Source organism: Thermoactinomyces sp. CICC 10521 (assembly GCF_016055135.1).
Taxonomy (GTDB): Bacteria; Bacillota; Bacilli; order Thermoactinomycetales; family Thermoactinomycetaceae; genus Thermoactinomyces_A; species Thermoactinomyces_A daqus.
The window spans coordinates 19,163-37,924 of sequence record NZ_JAECVZ010000026.1 but is presented as its reverse complement, the minus strand read 5'-3'; the positions used below and the strand labels follow the sequence as shown (position 1 = coordinate 37,924).

15 protein-coding genes and 1 pseudogene are annotated in these 18,762 nt (G+C 42.5%); 12 read left to right on the top strand and 4 right to left on the bottom strand.

Features of this window, described 5'->3' with window-relative positions:
* The first annotated feature begins 282 nt into the window (after positions 1–282).
* From I8U17_RS14590 to I8U17_RS14565, 6 genes are all read left to right on the top strand, one after another.
* Complete coding sequence (locus tag I8U17_RS14590) at positions 283–2,343, top strand: BglG family transcription antiterminator (protein ID WP_198059668.1); 2,061 nt, start codon at positions 283–285, stop codon at positions 2,341–2,343.
* Between the two features lie 20 nt (positions 2,344–2,363).
* The gene (locus tag I8U17_RS14585; RefSeq protein ID WP_198056528.1) at positions 2,364–2,846 is read left to right on the top strand and encodes a PTS sugar transporter subunit IIA; all 483 of its coding nucleotides are present in this window, start codon (positions 2,364–2,366) and stop codon (positions 2,844–2,846) included.
* Complete coding sequence (locus I8U17_RS14580) at positions 2,847–3,131, top strand: PTS sugar transporter subunit IIB (RefSeq protein ID WP_198056527.1); 285 nt, start codon at positions 2,847–2,849, stop codon at positions 3,129–3,131. It abuts the gene before it with no gap.
* Positions 3,132–3,176: 45 nt separating this feature from the next.
* A complete protein-coding gene (locus I8U17_RS14575) occupies positions 3,177–4,436 on the top strand; it encodes a galactitol-specific PTS transporter subunit IIC (RefSeq protein ID WP_198059667.1) in 1,260 nt (419 codons plus the stop codon).
* Positions 4,437–4,565: 129 nt separating this feature from the next.
* Positions 4,566–5,600 (top strand): zinc-binding dehydrogenase, encoded by a 1,035-nt coding sequence (locus I8U17_RS14570; RefSeq protein WP_198059666.1) that lies wholly within the window; start codon positions 4,566–4,568, stop codon positions 5,598–5,600.
* Positions 5,601–5,724: 124 nt separating this feature from the next.
* A complete protein-coding gene (locus tag I8U17_RS14565; RefSeq protein WP_198059665.1) occupies positions 5,725–6,780 on the top strand; it encodes a galactitol-1-phosphate 5-dehydrogenase in 1,056 nt (351 codons plus the stop codon).
* A gap of 779 nt (positions 6,781–7,559) precedes the next feature.
* Here the strand turns inward: I8U17_RS14565 and I8U17_RS14560 are convergent.
* Genes I8U17_RS14560 through ahlS form a run of 3 tightly spaced genes read right to left on the bottom strand, consistent with a single transcriptional unit; the run spans position 7,560 to position 11,052 of the window.
* A complete protein-coding gene (locus tag I8U17_RS14560) occupies positions 7,560–8,993 on the bottom strand; it encodes an NAD-dependent succinate-semialdehyde dehydrogenase (protein WP_198059671.1) in 1,434 nt (477 codons plus the stop codon).
* Between the two features lie 37 nt (positions 8,994–9,030).
* Positions 9,031–10,155: a zinc-dependent alcohol dehydrogenase family protein gene (locus tag I8U17_RS14555; protein ID WP_198056285.1), complete on the bottom strand. Its 1,125-nt coding sequence runs from the start codon at positions 10,153–10,155 to the stop codon at positions 9,031–9,033.
* A gap of 48 nt (positions 10,156–10,203) precedes the next feature.
* On the bottom strand, positions 10,204–11,052 hold the full coding sequence (ahlS, locus tag I8U17_RS14550; RefSeq protein ID WP_198056353.1) for an AhlS family quorum-quenching N-acyl homoserine lactonase: 849 nt from the start codon (positions 11,050–11,052) through the stop codon (positions 10,204–10,206).
* A gap of 252 nt (positions 11,053–11,304) precedes the next feature.
* Between ahlS and I8U17_RS14545 the strand changes: the two genes are divergently transcribed.
* From I8U17_RS14545 to I8U17_RS14535, 3 genes are all read left to right on the top strand, one after another.
* Positions 11,305–12,681 carry a sigma-54 interaction domain-containing protein gene (locus I8U17_RS14545; RefSeq protein WP_232331123.1) on the top strand — a complete coding sequence of 459 codons (1,377 nt, stop codon included), beginning with the start codon at positions 11,305–11,307 and terminating at the stop codon, positions 12,679–12,681.
* A 30-nt stretch (positions 12,682–12,711) separates the two neighbouring features.
* Positions 12,712–13,239 (top strand): Imm6 family immunity protein, encoded by a 528-nt coding sequence (locus I8U17_RS14540; protein WP_198056287.1) that lies wholly within the window; start codon positions 12,712–12,714, stop codon positions 13,237–13,239.
* Positions 13,240–14,086: 847 nt separating this feature from the next.
* The gene (locus I8U17_RS14535) at positions 14,087–14,722 is read left to right on the top strand and encodes a hypothetical protein (RefSeq protein ID WP_198056288.1); all 636 of its coding nucleotides are present in this window, start codon (positions 14,087–14,089) and stop codon (positions 14,720–14,722) included.
* A 476-nt stretch (positions 14,723–15,198) separates the two neighbouring features.
* Here I8U17_RS14535 and I8U17_RS14530 read toward each other — a convergent pair whose 3' ends face one another.
* Positions 15,199–15,441, bottom strand: coding sequence for a hypothetical protein (locus tag I8U17_RS14530; protein ID WP_198059664.1), 243 nt, complete (start codon positions 15,439–15,441; stop codon positions 15,199–15,201).
* Between the two features lie 456 nt (positions 15,442–15,897).
* Between I8U17_RS14530 and I8U17_RS14525 the strand changes: the two genes are divergently transcribed.
* The 3 genes and pseudogenes from I8U17_RS14525 to I8U17_RS14515 all read left to right on the top strand — a co-directional run bounded on the left by I8U17_RS14525 (position 15,898) and on the right by I8U17_RS14515 (position 18,634).
* Positions 15,898–17,154 (top strand): MFS transporter, encoded by a 1,257-nt coding sequence (locus I8U17_RS14525; RefSeq protein WP_198059663.1) that lies wholly within the window; start codon positions 15,898–15,900, stop codon positions 17,152–17,154.
* A 195-nt stretch (positions 17,155–17,349) separates the two neighbouring features.
* Positions 17,350–17,724: pseudogene (locus I8U17_RS14520) on the top strand (Imm30 family immunity protein); the annotation flags it as partial.
* Between the two features lie 154 nt (positions 17,725–17,878).
* Entirely contained in the window at positions 17,879–18,634 is a 756-nt protein-coding gene (locus tag I8U17_RS14515; RefSeq protein ID WP_198059662.1) for a metallophosphoesterase family protein, read from the top strand.
* Positions 18,635–18,762 lie beyond the last annotated feature (128 nt).

The window sequence follows — 18,762 nt, the reverse complement described above, 5'->3', positions numbered from 1 at the left end:
TCAGCAGTCCATTTTCGCCGCCCCATAAAAAACGACCCCTTTCTTGCTTCCTTCCATTATACTTTATCTTTCGTCTGGAAGCGTATGGGGTCATTATAGCAGTAATAAAAGGGAGATTGGCTCTGCTTAAAAGTATATATTTATATGAATATAAAATAAAAAACTATGATATTCTAAGTAAATCACAATTATGTACATTATAAGTACATAAGATTGTGATGAAAATGTGTTCAAAATAGAATTAAAAAGATATAAAATTCAAAAATAGAAGGAGGAAAAAGGATGCCAAGTGATCGATACAAAAAAATTTTGAATGAGTTGACGAGTAATCCTAGCATAACAAGTATTGAATTAGAGAAGAAATACAATCTTACTCGTAGACAACTCGGTTATAGTATCGACAAAATAAATGATTGGCTGATGATTAATAATCTTCCTGTAATAGAGAGAACAAGAAAAGGACATTTCGTAATTGCTCAATCAGTCTTAGAGAAACTTGGCAGAAATCTCAAACAGATTGAAGATGTTGTGGACACAACAATCCTCACAGAAGAACAGCGTGTACAGCTCATAATATTAATGTTATTAAGTTCTAAAGAGGAATTGTCATTGAATCATTTCGTTTTTGAATTGGGAGTTAGCAAAAATACAATCCTAAGTGATTTAAAGCAGGCCCAAAGCTATTTGGACAAGTATGATTTAAATATTAGATATTCAAGAAAACATGGTTATTTATTAGAGGGAAAAGAATTTCAGATTCGAAAATTGCTTATTGAAATTACAAATGCCGTATTACAAATGACAAATGGTGAAGATCGATTGCAAAAAATAACAGGTATCTGCAGTGAACAAGTTAATGATTATATTAGACGAATAGAAAAGGTAGAGAATAAATTAAATCAAAAATTCACAGATGAAAAATTAAAAGCAATGCCATACGTCCTCATTTTAGTCGTTCGAAGAATTGAACAAGGACATATCATTAATCCATTTGCTATAAAATACGAAGAACTTTCTGATACAAAAGAATACAAAGCAACAGAAGAAATTCTCCATGATACTGATATTCCGGTTACTGAACGCCTGTTTATTACGTTACATCTTTTAACAACTAATGTTTTTTCAAGTCAAATTGCTAATGATGAACGCATTCCCAATCTAGTTCCAGCCATCGATAATATGTTAAGACATTTTGAAAAAAGTGCTTGTATCCACTTGCAGGATCGAGATCAACTATTAGATAAGCTTTTGCAACATATAAAACCAGCCTATTATCGCATCAAATATCAGCTGACTAATACAGTTGTCTTTCAAGGTTCTTTGAGCAAAGAGTTTAAAGAATTACATCATCTGGTAAAACGTTCTATCGGTCCGCTTGAAGAGTTGATTGGTACCGATATTCCTGAAAATGAAATCGCTTTTATTACAATGCTGATTGGCGGTTGGATGAAACGTCAAGGCGAAAGCATAGAAAAAAAGGTTAAAGCTATAGTGGTTTGTCCGCAGGGTGTATCTGTTTCAAGGATAATGTTTAATGAATTAAGAGAATTATTTCCGGAGTTTATTTTCTTGGATTTTTTATCGGTTCGCCAATTTTTACATTACCCACTTGATTATGATGTTGTGTTTGCACCCATTTATCTAGAAACTGAAAAAAAACTATTTGTGACAAAAGCATTTCTCGGGGATGAAGAAAAGTATCAACTAAGAAAACAAGTGATGTTGGCAGTCCATGGATATATACCGGATAAAATCAATATTAAGGATGTTGTAGAAATTGTCAAAAAATATTCGATTATAAGTGATGAAAGCGCCTTAATAGAAGAAATGGAGAAATACTTCAATAAAGAAGGTTATTCTTCCTTTGTGGAACAAAACATTTATTCCACAGACCTAAATTTGGATCAACTGATTATCCCAGAAAATATTACATTAATAGATTCGGTTGATTCATGGGAAGAGGCCATTCGAATCAGTGCCGAACCACTTATTCGAAGCGGTAAAATCAAACCAAAATATGTTGATGCGATGATTAGATATTGTGAAAAGGATCCATACATTGTCATTGGGCCGAATATGGCTATACCGCATGCAGCACCCGAAGATGGAGCAAATAATGTCGGGATGAGTTTGTTAAGAGTAAAAGATGGCGTTCGATATCTAAATAATTACAATATTAATCTGATTATTGCGATTTCTGCGGTTGATAAACATCAACATATACATGCATTAATGCAGTTGATAAATCTTGCTGGTTATGAGAATGAACGAAATAAATTAATTAATGCTGAATCGATCGAAGAAGTATATGAGATTGTTAGGATATTCTCTAAAGATTATTGAGAAGGCTTAGGGGTGTGGATATGAGTGAATTGTATTTTGATGAATCTGTCATTCTGCTTGATGTAGAAGGTGATTCAAAAGAAGAAATACTTGAAGTAGTGGCACAGAATTTAGTGGATAATGGGTTAGTGAAAGAGAGCTTTATTCCTGCCATTATTAAAAGGGAGAAAGAATTTGCAACAGGTCTCCCGATTGCTGGGGTTTCTGTAGCGATCCCCCATACCGATGTTGAACATGTTATTAGAAAATCAATTAGCGTAGCTGTATTAAAAAAGCCAGTTGATTTTGTCATCATGGGTGATGATAGTGAGACAACACCAGTACAGCTAATATTTATGTTAGCCATGGATGAGGCACATTCACAGCTCTTGCTTTTACAAAAACTGATGCAACTTTTTCAAGATGAAGAGGTTCTTAAATTCTTAGTGAATCAAAAAAATAAAACAGAAATAAAAAGTACTTTAGAAGAAAAGTTAAATTTAGTTGAAGGAGATGGTGAATAAATGGCAAAAAAACAAGTTCTTGTTGCATGTGGTGCCGGAATTGCGACATCCACTGTTGTGGTTAAAGCAATTGAGGAGTTAGCAAAAGAAAATAATATAGAAATTGATCTTATTCAAATAAAAATAGCTGAAGTGGGGGCATATGAAGATACAGCGGACCTGCTAGTCACTACGGCCATGACGAAAAAAGAATATCGATTTCCCGTTATAAATGCACGTAATTTTCTAACTGGTATAGGAATTGAAGAAACAAAAAAGCAAATTCTCGAGGAACTTAAAAAATAATCTTGATGACAAGCGATTGATATCTATTGGAAGGGAGATATTCACATGCAAGCATTCGCCGATTTTATGAAAGGTTTTTTAGGTCTAGGAGCAACAGTAATCCTTCCAGTAGCCATCTTTATCTTAGGATTATTCTTTGGACAAAGGCCAGGTAAAGCATTTCGTTCTGGTTTAACAATCGGGGTCGCATTTATCGGCATTTTCCTGGTTATTGACTTGTTAACGTCAAACCTTGGTCCTGCTGCACAAGGAATGGTTGATCGACTGGGAGTACATTTAAACGTTATTGATGTGGGTTGGCCAGCAACATCATCGATTGCATGGGCATCTGTTGTAGCAGCATTTATCATTCCGATTGGACTGGTTGTAAACGTTGTCATGCTTTTAACAAAAACAACTAAAACAATGAATGTGGATATTTGGAACTATTGGCACTATACATTTATGGCTGCTTTAGTATATACAGTTTCAGATAGTATTGTTCTGGGGCTAATTGCAGCAGTAATCTTCCAGATTGTATGTCTTAAAATTGCTGACTGGACTCAACCAATCGTAAATGATTTCTATGAAATGCCAGGCGTTTCAGTTGCAACAGGTAGTACGATTTCATATGCACCATTTATTTTTTTAGTAAGAGGAATTCAAAAAATTCCTGGACTGAACAAGTTAAATACAGATCCAGATGCAATTCAAAAACGTTTCGGTATCTTTGGAGATTCAATGGTAATAGGTCTGATTTTAGGGGCGGCAATTGGAGCATTAGCGGGATATAATATCGGGAAAATTATTAAAATTGGCATGGACATGGCAGCCGTGATGATATTAATGCCGCGGATGGTTAAGATTTTGATGGAAGGGTTAATTCCCTTGTCAGAATCCGCACGGTCATGGTTAAGTAAACGCTTTGGTGATAGAGAAATCTATATTGGACTTGATGCAGCAGTATTACTAGGACATCCATCAGTAATTGCAACTGCCCTTATCTTAACACCAATTACTGTATTACTAGCGGTTATTTTACCTGGTAATGCTGTTTTACCATTCGGTGATTTAGCTACTATTCCTTTTGTTATTGCCTTTGTCGTTGGTGCAGCAAGAGGAAACATTGTACCCTCTTTGATCGTCGGAACGGTTATGATAGCGCTTTCTCTTTACATGGCAACAGATATTGCACCAGTATTTACAGAAATGGCGAAGGTAGCCAAAATTAATTTGCCTGAAGGATCAGCGATGGTATCAAGTATTGACCAAGGTGGTAACTTAATCAATTGGATTATCTGGAAAATTTTTTCTGTATTCAAATGAACCTGGTATGGTGTCAATGGGGAAAGGTTTAGTTATTTTTATGGGTTGCTAGGTATAGTCAAGTTTTCCTGACACCTTTGCTTATGAGACATCAGTCTGATTCTCATTAGTATATTGGGGGCATTTGTTATGAAATCATTGGTAAAAACGGAATTTGGCTTTGGGCATTTTGTAGTTCAAGATAAATCTGAACCATCGCCTGGAAAAGATCAAATCAAAATTGAAGTAAAATATGCAGGTATTTGTGGTTCGGATATTCATGCGTATGAAGGTCATTACAAGGTAGGTGTCCCTGTAACATTAGGCCACGAGTTTTCTGGTGTCGTAGCAGAGGTTGGCGAAGGTGTAACTGATTTTAAAGTGGGTGACCGTGTAACTTCCGAAACAACTTTTTATATTTGTGGGAATTGTCGATATTGTAAGTCCAAAGACTACAACCTTTGTAGTCTTCGTAGAGGGTTAGGTACACACCAAGATGGAGCTTTTGCGAAATATTTAATTGCCCGTAAAGAAAGTGTTCATCACCTTCCGGCAAATGTAGATTTTCGATCAGCGGCTTTGACGGAACCATTAGCATGTACACACCATGCGATAGATAAGACCGAAATAAATGAAGGTGATATTGTCGTAGTCATTGGCCCAGGACCTATAGGGCTACTAGCTGCCCAAGTTGCTAAAGCACGTGGTGGTAAAGTAATTATTACCGGACTTACAAATGATAAAGTTCGTTTAGATAAAGCAAGAGAACTGGGAATTGATTATGTTATGAATACACAAGAAGAAGATATAAAAGATCTTATTAATAAATTAACCGATGGTTACGGTTGTAATGTAGTAATAGAATGTTCTGGTGCAGTTCCAGCTGCTAAACAAGGGCTTGATCTATTGCAAAAACAAGGACAGTATGTGCAGGTTGGACTTTTCACCCAACCCGATATTCAATTTGATCTTGAAAAAATCATTCAAAAAGAAATCCGAGTTGTGGGAAGCAGAAGTCAAAAACCTGCTGACTGGGAACCATCTCTTGCTTTAATGAACGAGGGGAAAGTAAATGCGAAAGCACTAGTAACACATGAATTTAATATTACTCAATGGGACGAAGCCTATCATGCAATTAAAAGTGGTGAAGCGATTAAAGTATTGTTGACACCAGTAGAGGACTAAAAACAGATTTAATCAGTAAAGCAGGTGTGAACCAATTTGGTGCAAGTGGTGCAGTAGTGATTTTTAATAGTCAAGTATCAAATGCTTACTGAAAATCGTTGATAAAAAAGGATAGGTGCTGATAGTGAGGGCATTAAAGTTATATGGAAAGCAAGATCTGCGTTTTGAAAATAATGTACCCATGCCAGTCATTGAAAACGCTGACGACGTGATTATTAAAGTAAAGTCTGTAGGGATTTGCGGTTCGGATATATCAAGATATAAAAAACTTGGACCTTATGTAACGGGCATGACATTTGGTCATGAATTCGCTGGAGAAGTAACAGAAGTGGGTTCAGATGTAAAAAGAATTAAAGTTGGAGATCGAGTTGCTGGTTGTCCTACCTTTGTATGTGGAGAATGCGAAGGCTGCCGCAGAGGAGAACCTGCTCAATGCGAAAAGCTTCATGTAATAGGAGCTTATCGTCCCGGTGCTTATGCCGAATATACAAAATTGCCTGAAAGTCATATTATACCACTACCAGACAATGTAGAGTATGATACTGCTGCATTAGTAGAACCATCTGCTGTAGTAGCTCATGGATTCTATCATGCTAGCATTCAACCAGGAGTAGAAGTAGCCATTATGGGTGTTGGAAGTATTGGATTGTTAGCTGTACAATGGGCTAAAATTTTTGGGGCAAAAAAAGTCTATGCCATTGATATTGACAATAAGAAACTACAAATCGCTAAAGAACTTGGTGCAGATGTAATGATCAATTCATTAGAAAAACCAGCATATGAACAAATTATGGACTATACTAATGGTCGTGGTGTTGATTTAGCTGTTGAATCAGCAGGCTCTCCCATTACTTCGGCACAGGTATTTGCATTGCCTCGAAAAGGGGGAGAAGTTGTATTCATGGGGATTCCATATGCGAATATTCATATTGAACGATTCTTTTTTGAAAAAATTGTTCGAAATGAATTAAAAGTCTATGGATCATGGAATGCCATTTCAGCTCCTTTCCCTGGTAAAGAGTGGGCATCAACCGTACGTTATATGAGTACAGGACAAATCAAAGTTACTAATATGATCTCTCATCGTTTATCTTTACGAGAAGGACCGGAAGTATTCCGAAAAATAATCAATCGAGAAATAGATTCGGTGAAAATTATTTTCCATCCAGAAGAAAAATGAGAAACAAGTCAATTAAATAACGAAACAGTAGCAGACGAAAAATAAATTAAATATTTTTATAAAATTGAATATTTAATCAGGAGGGTAATCCTGGAAAGGAAACAGACATGACCGTAATTTAGAAAAAATCTAACTAGAGGTAAATGAAGTGAGCAAACTAATGAACTACTGCCAGTTTGAACATACTTGAGCCATCTATGAAATTATGGCCTCGATAATCAATTGGAGCAGCTTCTGTCTGTATACGCGGCAAAAAAGAAAACAAAAATCAAATTCAAAAAGTGTTTGTGGAAGAATAGATGTGTACATCGAAGAAAGTATCCGCAAGGATTTGATATGGATACTTGTTTTGATGATGCAATAGAGTCTAAGGTAAGTAAAATAAATCCCTTGACCTTCAATGGTTTGGAGTCAATGAAGAGGATTAATTTTAATGGTAGGGACTTCGTGCGATTGAAGTCCCTACTCTCATATTTGTAAAGGAGGCAGAGGTTAGTTATATGGATCATTTGGGAAAAGGAGAATGCGAGCCCCTTTTCCCTGTTTCCAACTTTGAACTACAATGGGTATTATCTTACGAGGAGCGGTTACTTTTCCACGTTTGAGTCAAGCGCTGGCTGAAGCGGGCCAATAGCGGTGAGGGCAAACGACAAGCTGCGGTCGCCGGTCGGGATGTTTATTTGATCACAACTGGAATGGTAAAGCCGCCGGAAAGGTACGGTTAAAAGAAAGATGAGAAGCGCTCATCAGGTTTTTACCGGAAAGTATCTTTGGCAATTTCATGAAATCCCGAGCGACAGATACTTAATGTCCAAGTATTCTTCAATTCCGTATTTACTGCCTTCCCGTCCGATCCCGGAAGCCTTGATTCCTCCAAACGGGGCTTGCGCGGTTGACGGCAGGCCGTCGTTGGCTCCGAGAATCCCGTATTCGAGTTGTTCCGCAAGCCGTATCACCCGGCCGACATCCCTGGTGAAGTAGTAGGCCGCCAAGCCATATGGCGTGTTGTTGGCAGCCCGAATGACCTCCTCTTCGGTGTCAAAAGGAAGAACGGCGGCAACAGGGCCAAATGTTTCTTCCTGCGTGATGACCATAGAGTGGTTAACATCGGTAAGCACGGTGGGTTCAAAGAAATAACCGCGGTCTCCGTGGCGACTGCCACCGGTGACGAGCTTTGCTCCCTTGGATATGGCGTCACGTACATGGTGTTCCACTTTTTCCACCGCAGCCGGCTCGATGAGCGGACCGACAAGGACTCCTTCGTCTAATCCATTCCCCACTTGCATGCTCGACAAGCGTGCAGCCAACTTTTTGGTAAAGGCTTCCAAAATCGAGCGGTGGACGTAGAAGCGGTTGGCGGAGACGCATGTTTCGCCTATACCGCGCATTTTGCAAATCGCTGCGTTGTCGACGGCGGCGTCCAAATCGGCATCTTCAAAGACGATAAACGGGGCATGTCCCCCGAGTTCAAGCGAGATCCTCTTCACGGTATCGGCGGCTTGACGCATCAGGATCTTGCCGACCTCTGTAGATCCCGTAAAGGAAACCTTGCGGACGCGGGAGTCATCCATAATAACTTTGGCGAGCGACGGCGCGTCTGTTCCTGCCACCACCGACAAAACACCCTTTGGAAGTCCGGCATCTTCGAACACACGGGCGATTTCAAGAGCCGATAAAGGTGTGAGTTCCGATGGCTTGACAACCATTGTACAACCGGCAGCCAGTGCCGGGCCCAACTTGCGGGTGATCATGGCGGCTGGAAAGTTCCAAGGAGTGATGGCCGCTGTGACGCCCACCGGTCGTTTAAGAACAATAATCCGCTTGTGGCGCGAACTAGAGGGAATGGTGTCGCCATAGATCCGTTTCCCCTCTTCCGCAAACCATTCTAGAAAAGAAACTGCATAGGCAATTTCTCCACGTGCCTCAGAGAGTGGTTTGCCTTCTTCCATCGTCATGATACGGGCCAGGGATTCGGCGCGCTGACGCATGAGTGTTGCTGCTTTTTGCAAGATATGTGCGCGCTCCGAGGCCAGAGTGTCGGCCCATTCTGGCTGAACTGCAACAGCTGCCTCAATCGCAGTCTGCATGTCTGCGGGAGAGGCGTTTGGAACCGTGGCAATCACTTCTTCGGTTGCCGGATTAATGATGTCAAACGTTTCACCTGAGTGTCCATCCGTCCAATTTCCGCCGATAAAAAGAGAGTATCGACCCAATTCTGCCATTTACAGTCTCTCCTTCAACTTTGCATACTCACATCGTGACAACAAGCCGTGAAACTTCACCGCGATCCAGGCGGTCAAATCCTTCATTGATGTCCTCAAGACGTAAGCGGTCAGTCAGCAACCGGTTGACCGGCAAGCGCCCTTGCTTGTACAGCTCGATAAAACGAGGAATGTCACGTGCTGGAATGCAGCTCCCAATGTAAGATCCCTTAATGGTTCGTTCTTCAGCGGCGAGCAGGACTTGCGAGAAAGAGAGCTGGTGTTTCGGATGGGGGAGTCCCGCTGTGACGGTTGTACCACCGCGGCGTGTGATGGCGAATGCAGTCTGCATAGCGGGAACTGCACCGGCGGTTTCAAATGCGAATTCCACACCGCCATCGGTTGCCGCGCGAATTTGTTGCGTCACTTCCGGATCGCGTGCGTCAAATGCTGCGGTGGCCCCCAGTTCAAGTGCAGTCTTGAGCTTTGCGGGATTTATATCCACAGCTATAATGCTCCTTGCTCCGGCTGCACGGGCACCCAGTATAGCGCAAAGTCCGACTCCGCCCAAGCCGACAACAGCCACACTGCTTCCCACTGGGACGCGGGCGGAATTCACCACAGCTCCGACTCCGGTCATAACAGCACACCCGAAGAGTGCGACTTCATCAAACGGTATTTCCGGATCGACCTTAATCAAGGAGTTCCTTGATACGACCGCATACTCCGCAAACCCCGATATGCCCAGATGGTGATGAATGTCCTTCCCGTCTTTGTGCAACCTTCTCTCCCCGGACAGGAGAGTTCCCACGCTGTTGGCGTTGGCGCCCGGTTCACATAGTCCCGGCCGCCCTTCTTGGCAGGGCAGGCAGTGTCCGCAACTGGGCACATAAGCGCAGACAACATGATCGCCAGGCTGGAGATCGGTTACACCAGGACCGACTTCAACGACTTCACCTGCCGCCTCGTGACCAAGAACCATCGGGGTTGGACGGGGCCGGTTGCCGTTAATGACAGACAGGTCCGAGTGGCACAAACCAGCGGCGCGTATGCGAATAAGCACTTCGCCCATTTGGGGCGGGTCAAGGTCAAGAGTTTCTATGCGAAGTGGCTGGCTGTCTTTGTAAGGAGCTGGCAGGTTCATCTCATACAGAACGGCGGCGCGTATTTTCATCTGACAATTCCTCCTTATACGAAAACATAGTGTTGAGAGTCTTGGATCTTATTCGTAATATCCTTCCGTGGACTTCCGGAACGACTTGAATTGTTCTGAATCATGACCAAACCAAATTTCCGACTGGGTTTCTTGAGCAATGCGGCGGATGCGTTCCACCGTTTTTACATATCCGAGTGAATCGTAGATAATCCCCGGTGGTTTGACCGGAGGTCCGAAGTTTTCGGAGCAGTAAATCGCGTCGGAAGCCAGGATAATATTGCCCTTTTCCGGGAGTTGCACGTGCAGACCGAGCATCCCCCATGCGTGTCCGCTGCCAAAGTTGAGGATTCGTATTCCTTCGGCCAGCGGGACGTTATCTTCGTCGCGTTTAATGGTGCGCCACTGCAGGTTGTTCTTGATCCAGGCGTCAATGTCGGCCCAAACGTATGCTCCCTCAGAACGGTTGCGAGCGTAAACTTGCAAGGTTCCATTGAATTCGTCTTCATGCACGATCACGGTTGCATTGGTAAACATTTCGAGGCAGCCGGCGTGATCGAGATGGAGATGAGAAGCAATTACGAATTTGATGTCTTCCGGTCGCACTTTTAGCTGTTCCAAGCGATTATGCAGATAACACTCCTCGCTTGCGATCCAGGGAAACATCGATTGGGTGGCTTCTGACCAGCGACCTTGAGGTCCCATGGAATTGGGGTTGCATGAGGTATCAAAAAGGATTTTTCCTTCCGGATGATCAATCAAGACGGAATAAATCGGGAACTCGATCATCTCCGTTGCTGCGTTCGGATTATCAACAGTAGCTGGATTGTGCATAGCGATCATCCAGTTTTTGTCCATCCTCATGCGTCCGTTGTCCAAAACGTACAGTTTCGGGCGTGCTTTTACGATGTTTGCGATGCTCATCTCCCCCTTTATCGAATTTCGCTTATAATTCAACAGCAAAAATCATGCCAACATAAAAACACGCAGTATATGCCGACAAAATCGTATAAACCGGATATGATAGGTGAATTTTTTCACCGATTATAGATTGATTTTTTTGACTATTTACGATTATCGTTGCTATAATAAAATGGTGACAAAATTCACCGGTCGATGATGAATTTCACCACTGAAGAACCGATTTTATTTTCGCGTGGGGTGGGTATCTTGCCAAAAGCAGAATGCTTTGACCCGGAACAGTTGGAAAAAATCGCAGAAATTATCGAGTGGATTCCGGATGGCGTATATGTTACCGATGGTTCCGGAGTTACACTCCTTGTGAATTCTGCATATGAGAAGCTGGCGGGGGCTCGGCGGGAAGAACTTATTGGCCGACACATGACTGATTTGATTAAAAAAGGCTACATCAATAATTCGGTAACGCTTCTTGTGATCGAACATAAGCGAGCTATGTCGCTGATGCAAAACTTGAGGAACGGTAAGGAAGTAATTATTACCGGGAACCCTGTGTTCGCTGAATCTGGAGAAATCCAGCTGGTTGTCACGAGCGTTCGTGATATTACGCGTTTGAATCGGATCACGGAAGAATTGGAGAAAGTGGTCGGACTTTCCGAACTGAACCGACATCAGTATCACCTGACGATGGATGGAGACACCACTTTTGTTTCTGAAAGCAAATGTATGAAAGAGATTGTCGGAAAAGTGAAGCAGGTGGCTCCGTATCCAACGAACGTACTGTTGCTTGGCCCATCCGGCGTTGGCAAAGAAGTGGTCGCAAATCTTATACACCATTTGAGTGATCGCAGGAATAAACCGTTTATCAAAGTGAATTGTGCTGCGATTCCGGAGACGCTGCTGGAGTCGGAACTGTTTGGATATGAACCCGGGGCTTTTACAGGAGCCCGTAAGGGAGGGAAAAAGGGATTATTTGAGTTGGCGGATGGCGGAACGATCTTACTTGATGAAATTGGCGAAATGCCGCTTGCTTTGCAGACGAAACTGTTGCGGGTGCTGCAAGATCCCCAGGTTTATCGGATCGGTGGCGTCCAAGCCCGACCTGTGAACGTCCGTGTTATTTCCGCAACGAACCAGGATCTGCGCAGTCTGGTGAAAGAGGGGCGCTTTCGTCAGGATTTATTTTACCGTCTGCAGGTTGTGGAGATTAGTATCCCGCCTTTGTCGGAGCGGCCTGAAGATGTGCCTGCTCTTATTGATTATTACTTTATGAGTTACTCAAGAAAATACCGCGTTCAAAAACGTCTGAGTCGCGATGCCAAGGAGCAGTTGTGCCGCTATCATTGGCCAGGAAATGTTAGAGAAATTAAAAATCTGATGGAGAATCTGATTGTCTCAGTCCCGTCCCTTGTAATCGAGCTTCACCATCTTCCTGCTCATATTCAAAATACACAGCTGGCCAATAATCCGCTCACCTTAAAGGAGAGAGTAGAAAGATATGAACAACAGTTGGTGTTAGCGACGATTCAGTCGCAACCGTCCCTTCGGCAAGCCGCGAAAGTTCTTGGGATTGATCATTCAACATTGATCAAAAAACTGCAAAGATGGAACCGAAGCGGTGCGATCTAAAATATATATTTGATAAAGCGGAGGGCTGCAATGCACGGAATGGAATGGGTTAAAAACGTAAATGGAGATGCTAGGGCAGCTTATGCGTTAACATTGATGGAAAAGGTCATGAGTACAATAGAAATTTATGAATGGTATCCTATGGTAAGAGAAGCAATTAATATGTGCTGGGAATGGGTTGAGGAGAAGAAGCACAGTGGGGATGAACTTTATGAAACAGTAGATAATGAGGATGAAGATGGTTTGATTTATATTGAAGGTTTATCATTTATAGGGGATAATGCATATGGTCCTCAAGCTGAGTATGTTTGGTCTTGTGCAGTGGATGCCGTGCTTTATACCGCCCGACAGGCTTATGAAAGTGAACAGGATTATTACCCGCAACCCGTTGAAATTGTGACTGATGAATACATTGATGAAGAGTTTATGGGAAAAATGAAAAAAATAGAAAGATTTCAAGAGAAATGGGCGGAGCGTTTAAAACAGTATTTGCTCGAAAACTATCCGGCAGGCAGTGAGAAGAAGATAAAGAGAGAAGAAATGATTGATTTGATTTGAATTTTCTTATACTTCCCCTTCGGTGATTTAATCTAAGCTATTGACACCACGCCTTATTACAAAGCGAAAAGGTGGTTGGCTGAACATAGAATGGATAAAACCGAAGGTTGGATTCCGGCATCATTGGTGATCGTGGTGCTGGAATCCAACTTTTTTTGGCTATCCAGTTGTTCGCCAGGGACATCAAGAAGAAACCCCGGCTCACGTCGCGATCGACTTTCAAAATGCATGGATTCAAAAGGAGGGGGTTAAGCCGGAGGAGCTGACCGCTTCCGACTATGTCAAAATCACTGCCGCTAAATCAAGGAAAACAGAACAGCGTTATCCTGCCCTCCGACTGAGTGATTGAAGAGTATAAGATGAATTGTATATCACCTCCATTCCCGACAGCCGATACAATCTCAACAGGCAAATCCGGGTACTAAGTGGGATATGGCTGTGTATACCACTTCATTTGCTTCGTCCAGATCCAAAAGATGAGAGGTGTTTTGACTTCAAAGGTAATCTATTTAAAAAATCTATACAAATCTTGTCGTAACTCCTTTTGGAATTCTACTATAATGGGGCTGTATCAAAAGAAACAAGGGAGGATTGATCGATGTCAAAACGGAAACCGATTATGATGCCGGATTTAGAATGCAAGCCCTTGAAATATACATAATAGTCAAAAATAAAAGGTCGCGTTGATGTGAACAGGAAACCCTATCAGATTCATAAAATGTTCCTCCAGGCAGGAGAACGCAATCTTCGAACAGACCAGCTTGACCCGGAAATGGTTGATGGATGAGGATGAACAAGGCTGCCGGATGTTCTGCCCGGCACTTGTTTGAGAGGGAGTGGAGAAAACATGATTGACTGGACCAATTGGGATATGTGGGCAGCCATCGGACAGTTATTGGGGACGTTGGCGACACTGTTGACTGCGATAATTGCACTGATTCAGGTCAGGGATTCACGGAAACACAATGAAGAAGTACGGCGCCAAGCGGAGAGACAGATCCAGGAAGCGAGGGAAGCGATGAAACCGGAGTTGGAGCTGCATACTGAATTTCAGGGGTTCCAGACGGTCCGTGTTCTGTTGGTTAACAAAAAAACCGTCCCTGTCTACATTGTAGACTTTAGTATGAAAGGCCAGGTTTTTAACAAAGACGGCAACTCCTTTCCAACCGAAATCTTTAAAGAGGAAGTTTCCGTAGAAGTGCCTAAATATATGAACTTCGGGGATGTCTGCATTGCGACGATCCCGATTGAAAAGCTTAAAAATAAGGTTGTGAGGGCCACCCGTCAATACTATTGCACGGAAGGAGTTTTTTATCCTTCATTCAAATTGGCAACAGGGGAAAAGTACACCGGTACCATTTATATTGATTTAAAACCGGACACGGAAAGCGAAGAATGGGCTGTTTATATTCATGATGAAGAAAAACATACAAATGCCAAAGATCAGCTGGCAAAGGGGAGAAGTATACACCGGAAATTCTAGGCCTTGCAGGATTACAAAGCTGGAGTGCCGGAGAATGGAGCGCTATATCCGTTTATATGCCTTGACTTTTTTGAGGGCTGGCTCTCTCGATATAAAAACAATAACGCCGAAACCGCTGTTTTATTGAAACGATTCGGCGTTATTGTTACTACTGACTTATTGGACTGTCACTGTCTCAAAATATGTCCTGTGCACCAAAATGATTAACAGACCAGTTTCCCTGGGATTCATTGATGAAGCCGGACTTAAGTGCAAGATCATTCGTACAAATCGTCTATACTAATCCAGGATTTATTCTTAAGATCAAGTACATCATCCATTCCTGAACGGCGAAGGTAAGAGCAAAGAGGAATTTGGTTCCCTTCAGCAGCATTAAAGCATTCTGCAAAGAACCGAAAAATGACATCATGTGCCAATTGATTTAGCTCCATATTTTTCTCTAAATAAGTTTCATCATCTGCATCATTCAGCAACTGTTACAGATCTATTTCAAAGTTCACTCCATCCAACAGATCCAGAAAGAGATCATCATGCATTTCTTCACCTTCGGACATAGCAAGCAGGTTAACCGCAAACAGTCCTTCTCCGCCATGAATTTCAAATAACAAAGTATCAGCAGACGGATCGAATTGATAAGAAAAAACCTTTTTTAGTTCCGAAATAAACTGGTCTTTATATTGATATGCAATTTTTAAAACTTCAGTTCGATCCATGGTCATCGAATACCAAACCTCTAAATTTGTTTTCTCCCGTAATGGATATTGGTTTTAATCAATTGCATTTTGCCATATTAACCTGAGGGTTTGGTACTGTTTAGATTGGCTGGCCGGCAAATTAATGATCGTAGTCCGAGCGTCGGATGATGTTATCATAAATTGTTTGGATCCAATTCATACTTTTTTGATATATTAAAAAGACCAAGGTGCGATACTCTGGTCTTTTTGTAACCCGATGTGTCAGCGATAACCCGGTAAAATCAAGGGGTACAGTGAACGCTGGATCAATAGATACACCTCTGGCAGGAAGCGAGAGGCCCCTTCTGCAACGACCTGCTCCATCCGCAGCATTGAACAGCATTGAACGGTCTTTGCCAAATGGAATCGGATCAGAAACTTTGATGTTCCAAGACTGCTTCCGAATAGAGGGAGCGGTCTTGGCAAAAGGAGTAATTGGTGATGAGTCAAGGGTTACGGAAAAGCAATCCGAAATTCAATTTGGTGGTATTAGCCACCGGAAAAGGGATATCAGACGTTGGCAATTTCATCAACATGATCGCCTATAACCTGTATGCATACGTATTGACAGGCAGCGCATGGGCCATGGGTGGACTTATGGCAGTTCGTCTGTTTGGAGGCTTCTTTTTTGGCTTTTTTTCCGGCATGCTGGCGGATCGAATGAACCGGAAAACGATCATGATTTTCGCGGATGTGATCCGGGGAGCGGCTCTGGTTCTGCTGGTTCTGGCCCCGGCTTATTGGAAGGTTCCGCTTTTGGCGGTGACGTCTTTTGTACTGGGAGCGTTCGGGCAGGTGTTTAACGTGGCTCTGCAATCCAGCATTCCGGCCATTGTGGGGAAAGATTGGGTTGTAAAGGCTAATGCACTGATCAATTCGCTCCAATCAGCAGGGATGGTAACAGGCACACTTACGGCCGGGCTTGCTCTCGGTTTCCTCGGATACAACACCCTGTTCTTGATCGATGCAGGAACGTTTTTTCTCTCAGCCTTTATTTTGTACATACTCCCGATTCAAACAAGGGAAATAGCCATAGAGGAAAGTGGGGCAAAACCCATCCGCTTCCTGGAGGAAATCAATTTTTTGCGCCAATACCTTAAGATGTTTCCTGTTTTGCTGGTCCTGATGATAATCCGATTCATCGACACGTTCGGGTCTGCCTCGCACAACGTTGGAATGCCCGTTTTTTCGGCGCAATTGCGTCCCGATGCCCCTTCTTTTTATGCGGGGATCATCTGGGCCGCTTGGGCAGTGGGGAATTTAGCAGGCGCACGTGGTGCGGTCAAATGGTTCCGGATGGATCATGCGCGCTTCAGCGAAATTGCCTTTGGTGTATCCACCTTCTTCATGTCCGCCTTTTTCATCTTGCTTTTTGCAGGAGTGCATTGGTCTTTTATCGTTATTTGCGGTTTTTTTGCCGGGGTTTCCGACGGTGTGTCGGCAATCTGCTTCAATTCGCGGTTGCAGAATGAACCGGACCATATCCGAGGGCGTATATTTGGCGTGGCTTCATCTTTTCATACCGTTGGTTTCGGGATCGGGATGCTGGTTTGCTCGCCATTGCTTGATGTGTTTTCCCCGTTTGGCGTCGCAGCAATCATGCACGGTGTTCCACTCGTGATCTGCACATGGTTCGTTATCCGCCAATGGAAAAGGCCTCTTCAGGATCCGGCTGGCAAAAAAACGGTCGGTTTATGAATATGTCTTAAGATTATTGTAAATGGGCACTAAGCGGTGGCGGAAGAGAAGAAACGGGATACGTGTAACCGCGTTTTGCACATTGTTTTGTTCAATCCAAACGCTTTGGGAACATCAACGGAATCCACGCTATACAGTTGCACCGTCGTGGCTGTATGCCGGGCCTGAGCAGGGCGGGTATCAGATGATGAATATGAGTGTTTTGAAGAAGCGCTCGATCTCATTGGAAATGAAGACTTGGGGAAGAAACCATCAGAAATCTGTATTTGGTATCTTGAAGATAGTACAGAAGAACATGAAGTTATGTGGAGACTGTTACACTTTCTGGAGCATGTCGACCCAGTTAATCAAATTTTGGTGAAAAGTATAGAGAAAATGGTTCCTAAATCTAAAGAATGGGTCATGATTTTTATTCGACGAATTCTCAATACCCCTGTTGCCCGAATGAACTTTAAACGAAACTACGAGCGTGCAGACAGAAAAACAAAAGTGATCATCCGGTTATTGTTGCAAGAAATAGGCGAGTCTAATTCAAAGTTTAAAGGGAACATTGATTTTATATTAAGCTAATTGGTCTCCGTTTGCTTGAATAATGCGGCGAACAATTCCCCGATTTTTTCGGAGCGGATCACCAATAGGACAGCGTTTATCAGTCAAACAGTTATCGCTAATGTATGCAAGAATATAGCAAGCTAAATGAGCATGAATGGACAAGGAGGATCAAATGAAAATTGCTGCGCTTTATGATATTCACGGTAACTTTCCGGCGCTGAAAGCAGTCCTTGATGAACTTGAAACGATACAGCCAGATTTGATCGTGATTGGGGGCGACATCGTTTCGGGACCGATGCCTGATCAAATTCTGGATTGTCTGCTGAATTTAAGCAAAAGAATAAATGTTGAATTTATTAAAGGGAATGGAGATAGAGAAGTTGTCGAAGCATCAAAGGGACTCGAGTTGTCCCATTTATCAGAACAGGGTCGTAAAACCCAACAGTGGGTTGCTGGTGAATTAACTGAGAAACATCTTGAATTTCTTTCGGGTTTGCAAAACACGATGGAGATCCATGTGGAAGACGTTGGTGATGTCTTATTCTGTCATGCAACACCGGAAAGTGATGCAGATATTTTTACTCCCCTGTCTTCAAAAGAACGGCTTGAAACACTCTTTGCTCATGTTGAGCACCCGATTGTTGTTTGTGGACATACTCATATGCAATTCAGGATAGAACTTGGGAAAACGAGTATCATTAACTCGGGAAGTGTTGGGATGCCCTTTGCGAAGCGACCAGGTGCGTATTGGTTACTTATTGATTCAAATGGAATTAAATTTAAGCATACACAATTTGATCTGGAAAGAGCAGCAGAAGATATAAGAAAAAGCAACTTCCCGACTGCTGAACATTTTATTAAACACAACTTGCTCCAAATCCCAAATGAGAAAGAAGCAATGATATTGTTGGAAAAAACCAAACCATAAAAAGTACTCATAATAAGTACTATGGTTTATCTTAAGCGTGGTTCCAAAAAGCCAGATCGTCTTCTTATCTGGGCCGGTTCCGATGGAAAGGAAAAAAGTCTTGCAGTCCCGCATGGATTCAAATCGAG

Bases quoted from the DNA above. Each gene is read 5' to 3' on its own strand.
- I8U17_RS14585 (WP_198056528.1), top strand. From the start codon at position 2,364: ATGAGTGAATTGTATTTTGATGAATCTGTCATTCTGCTTGATGTAGAA.
- I8U17_RS14580 (WP_198056527.1), top strand. From the start codon at position 2,847: ATGGCAAAAAAACAAGTTCTTGTTGCATGTGGTGCCGGAATTGCGACA.
- I8U17_RS14530 (WP_198059664.1), bottom strand. From the start codon at position 15,441: ATGACCATGGATCGAACTGAAGTTTTAAAAATTGCATATCAATATAAA.
- I8U17_RS14540 (WP_198056287.1), top strand. From the start codon at position 12,712: ATGCACGGAATGGAATGGGTTAAAAACGTAAATGGAGATGCTAGGGCA.
- I8U17_RS14590 (WP_198059668.1), top strand. From the start codon at position 283: ATGCCAAGTGATCGATACAAAAAAATTTTGAATGAGTTGACGAGTAAT.
- I8U17_RS14515 (WP_198059662.1), top strand. From the start codon at position 17,879: ATGAAAATTGCTGCGCTTTATGATATTCACGGTAACTTTCCGGCGCTG.
- I8U17_RS14535 (WP_198056288.1), top strand. From the start codon at position 14,087: ATGATTGACTGGACCAATTGGGATATGTGGGCAGCCATCGGACAGTTA.
- I8U17_RS14555 (WP_198056285.1), bottom strand. From the start codon at position 10,155: ATGAAAATACGCGCCGCCGTTCTGTATGAGATGAACCTGCCAGCTCCT.
- I8U17_RS14525 (WP_198059663.1), top strand. From the start codon at position 15,898: ATGAGTCAAGGGTTACGGAAAAGCAATCCGAAATTCAATTTGGTGGTA.
- I8U17_RS14575 (WP_198059667.1), top strand. From the start codon at position 3,177: ATGCAAGCATTCGCCGATTTTATGAAAGGTTTTTTAGGTCTAGGAGCA.
- I8U17_RS14570 (WP_198059666.1), top strand. From the start codon at position 4,566: ATGAAATCATTGGTAAAAACGGAATTTGGCTTTGGGCATTTTGTAGTT.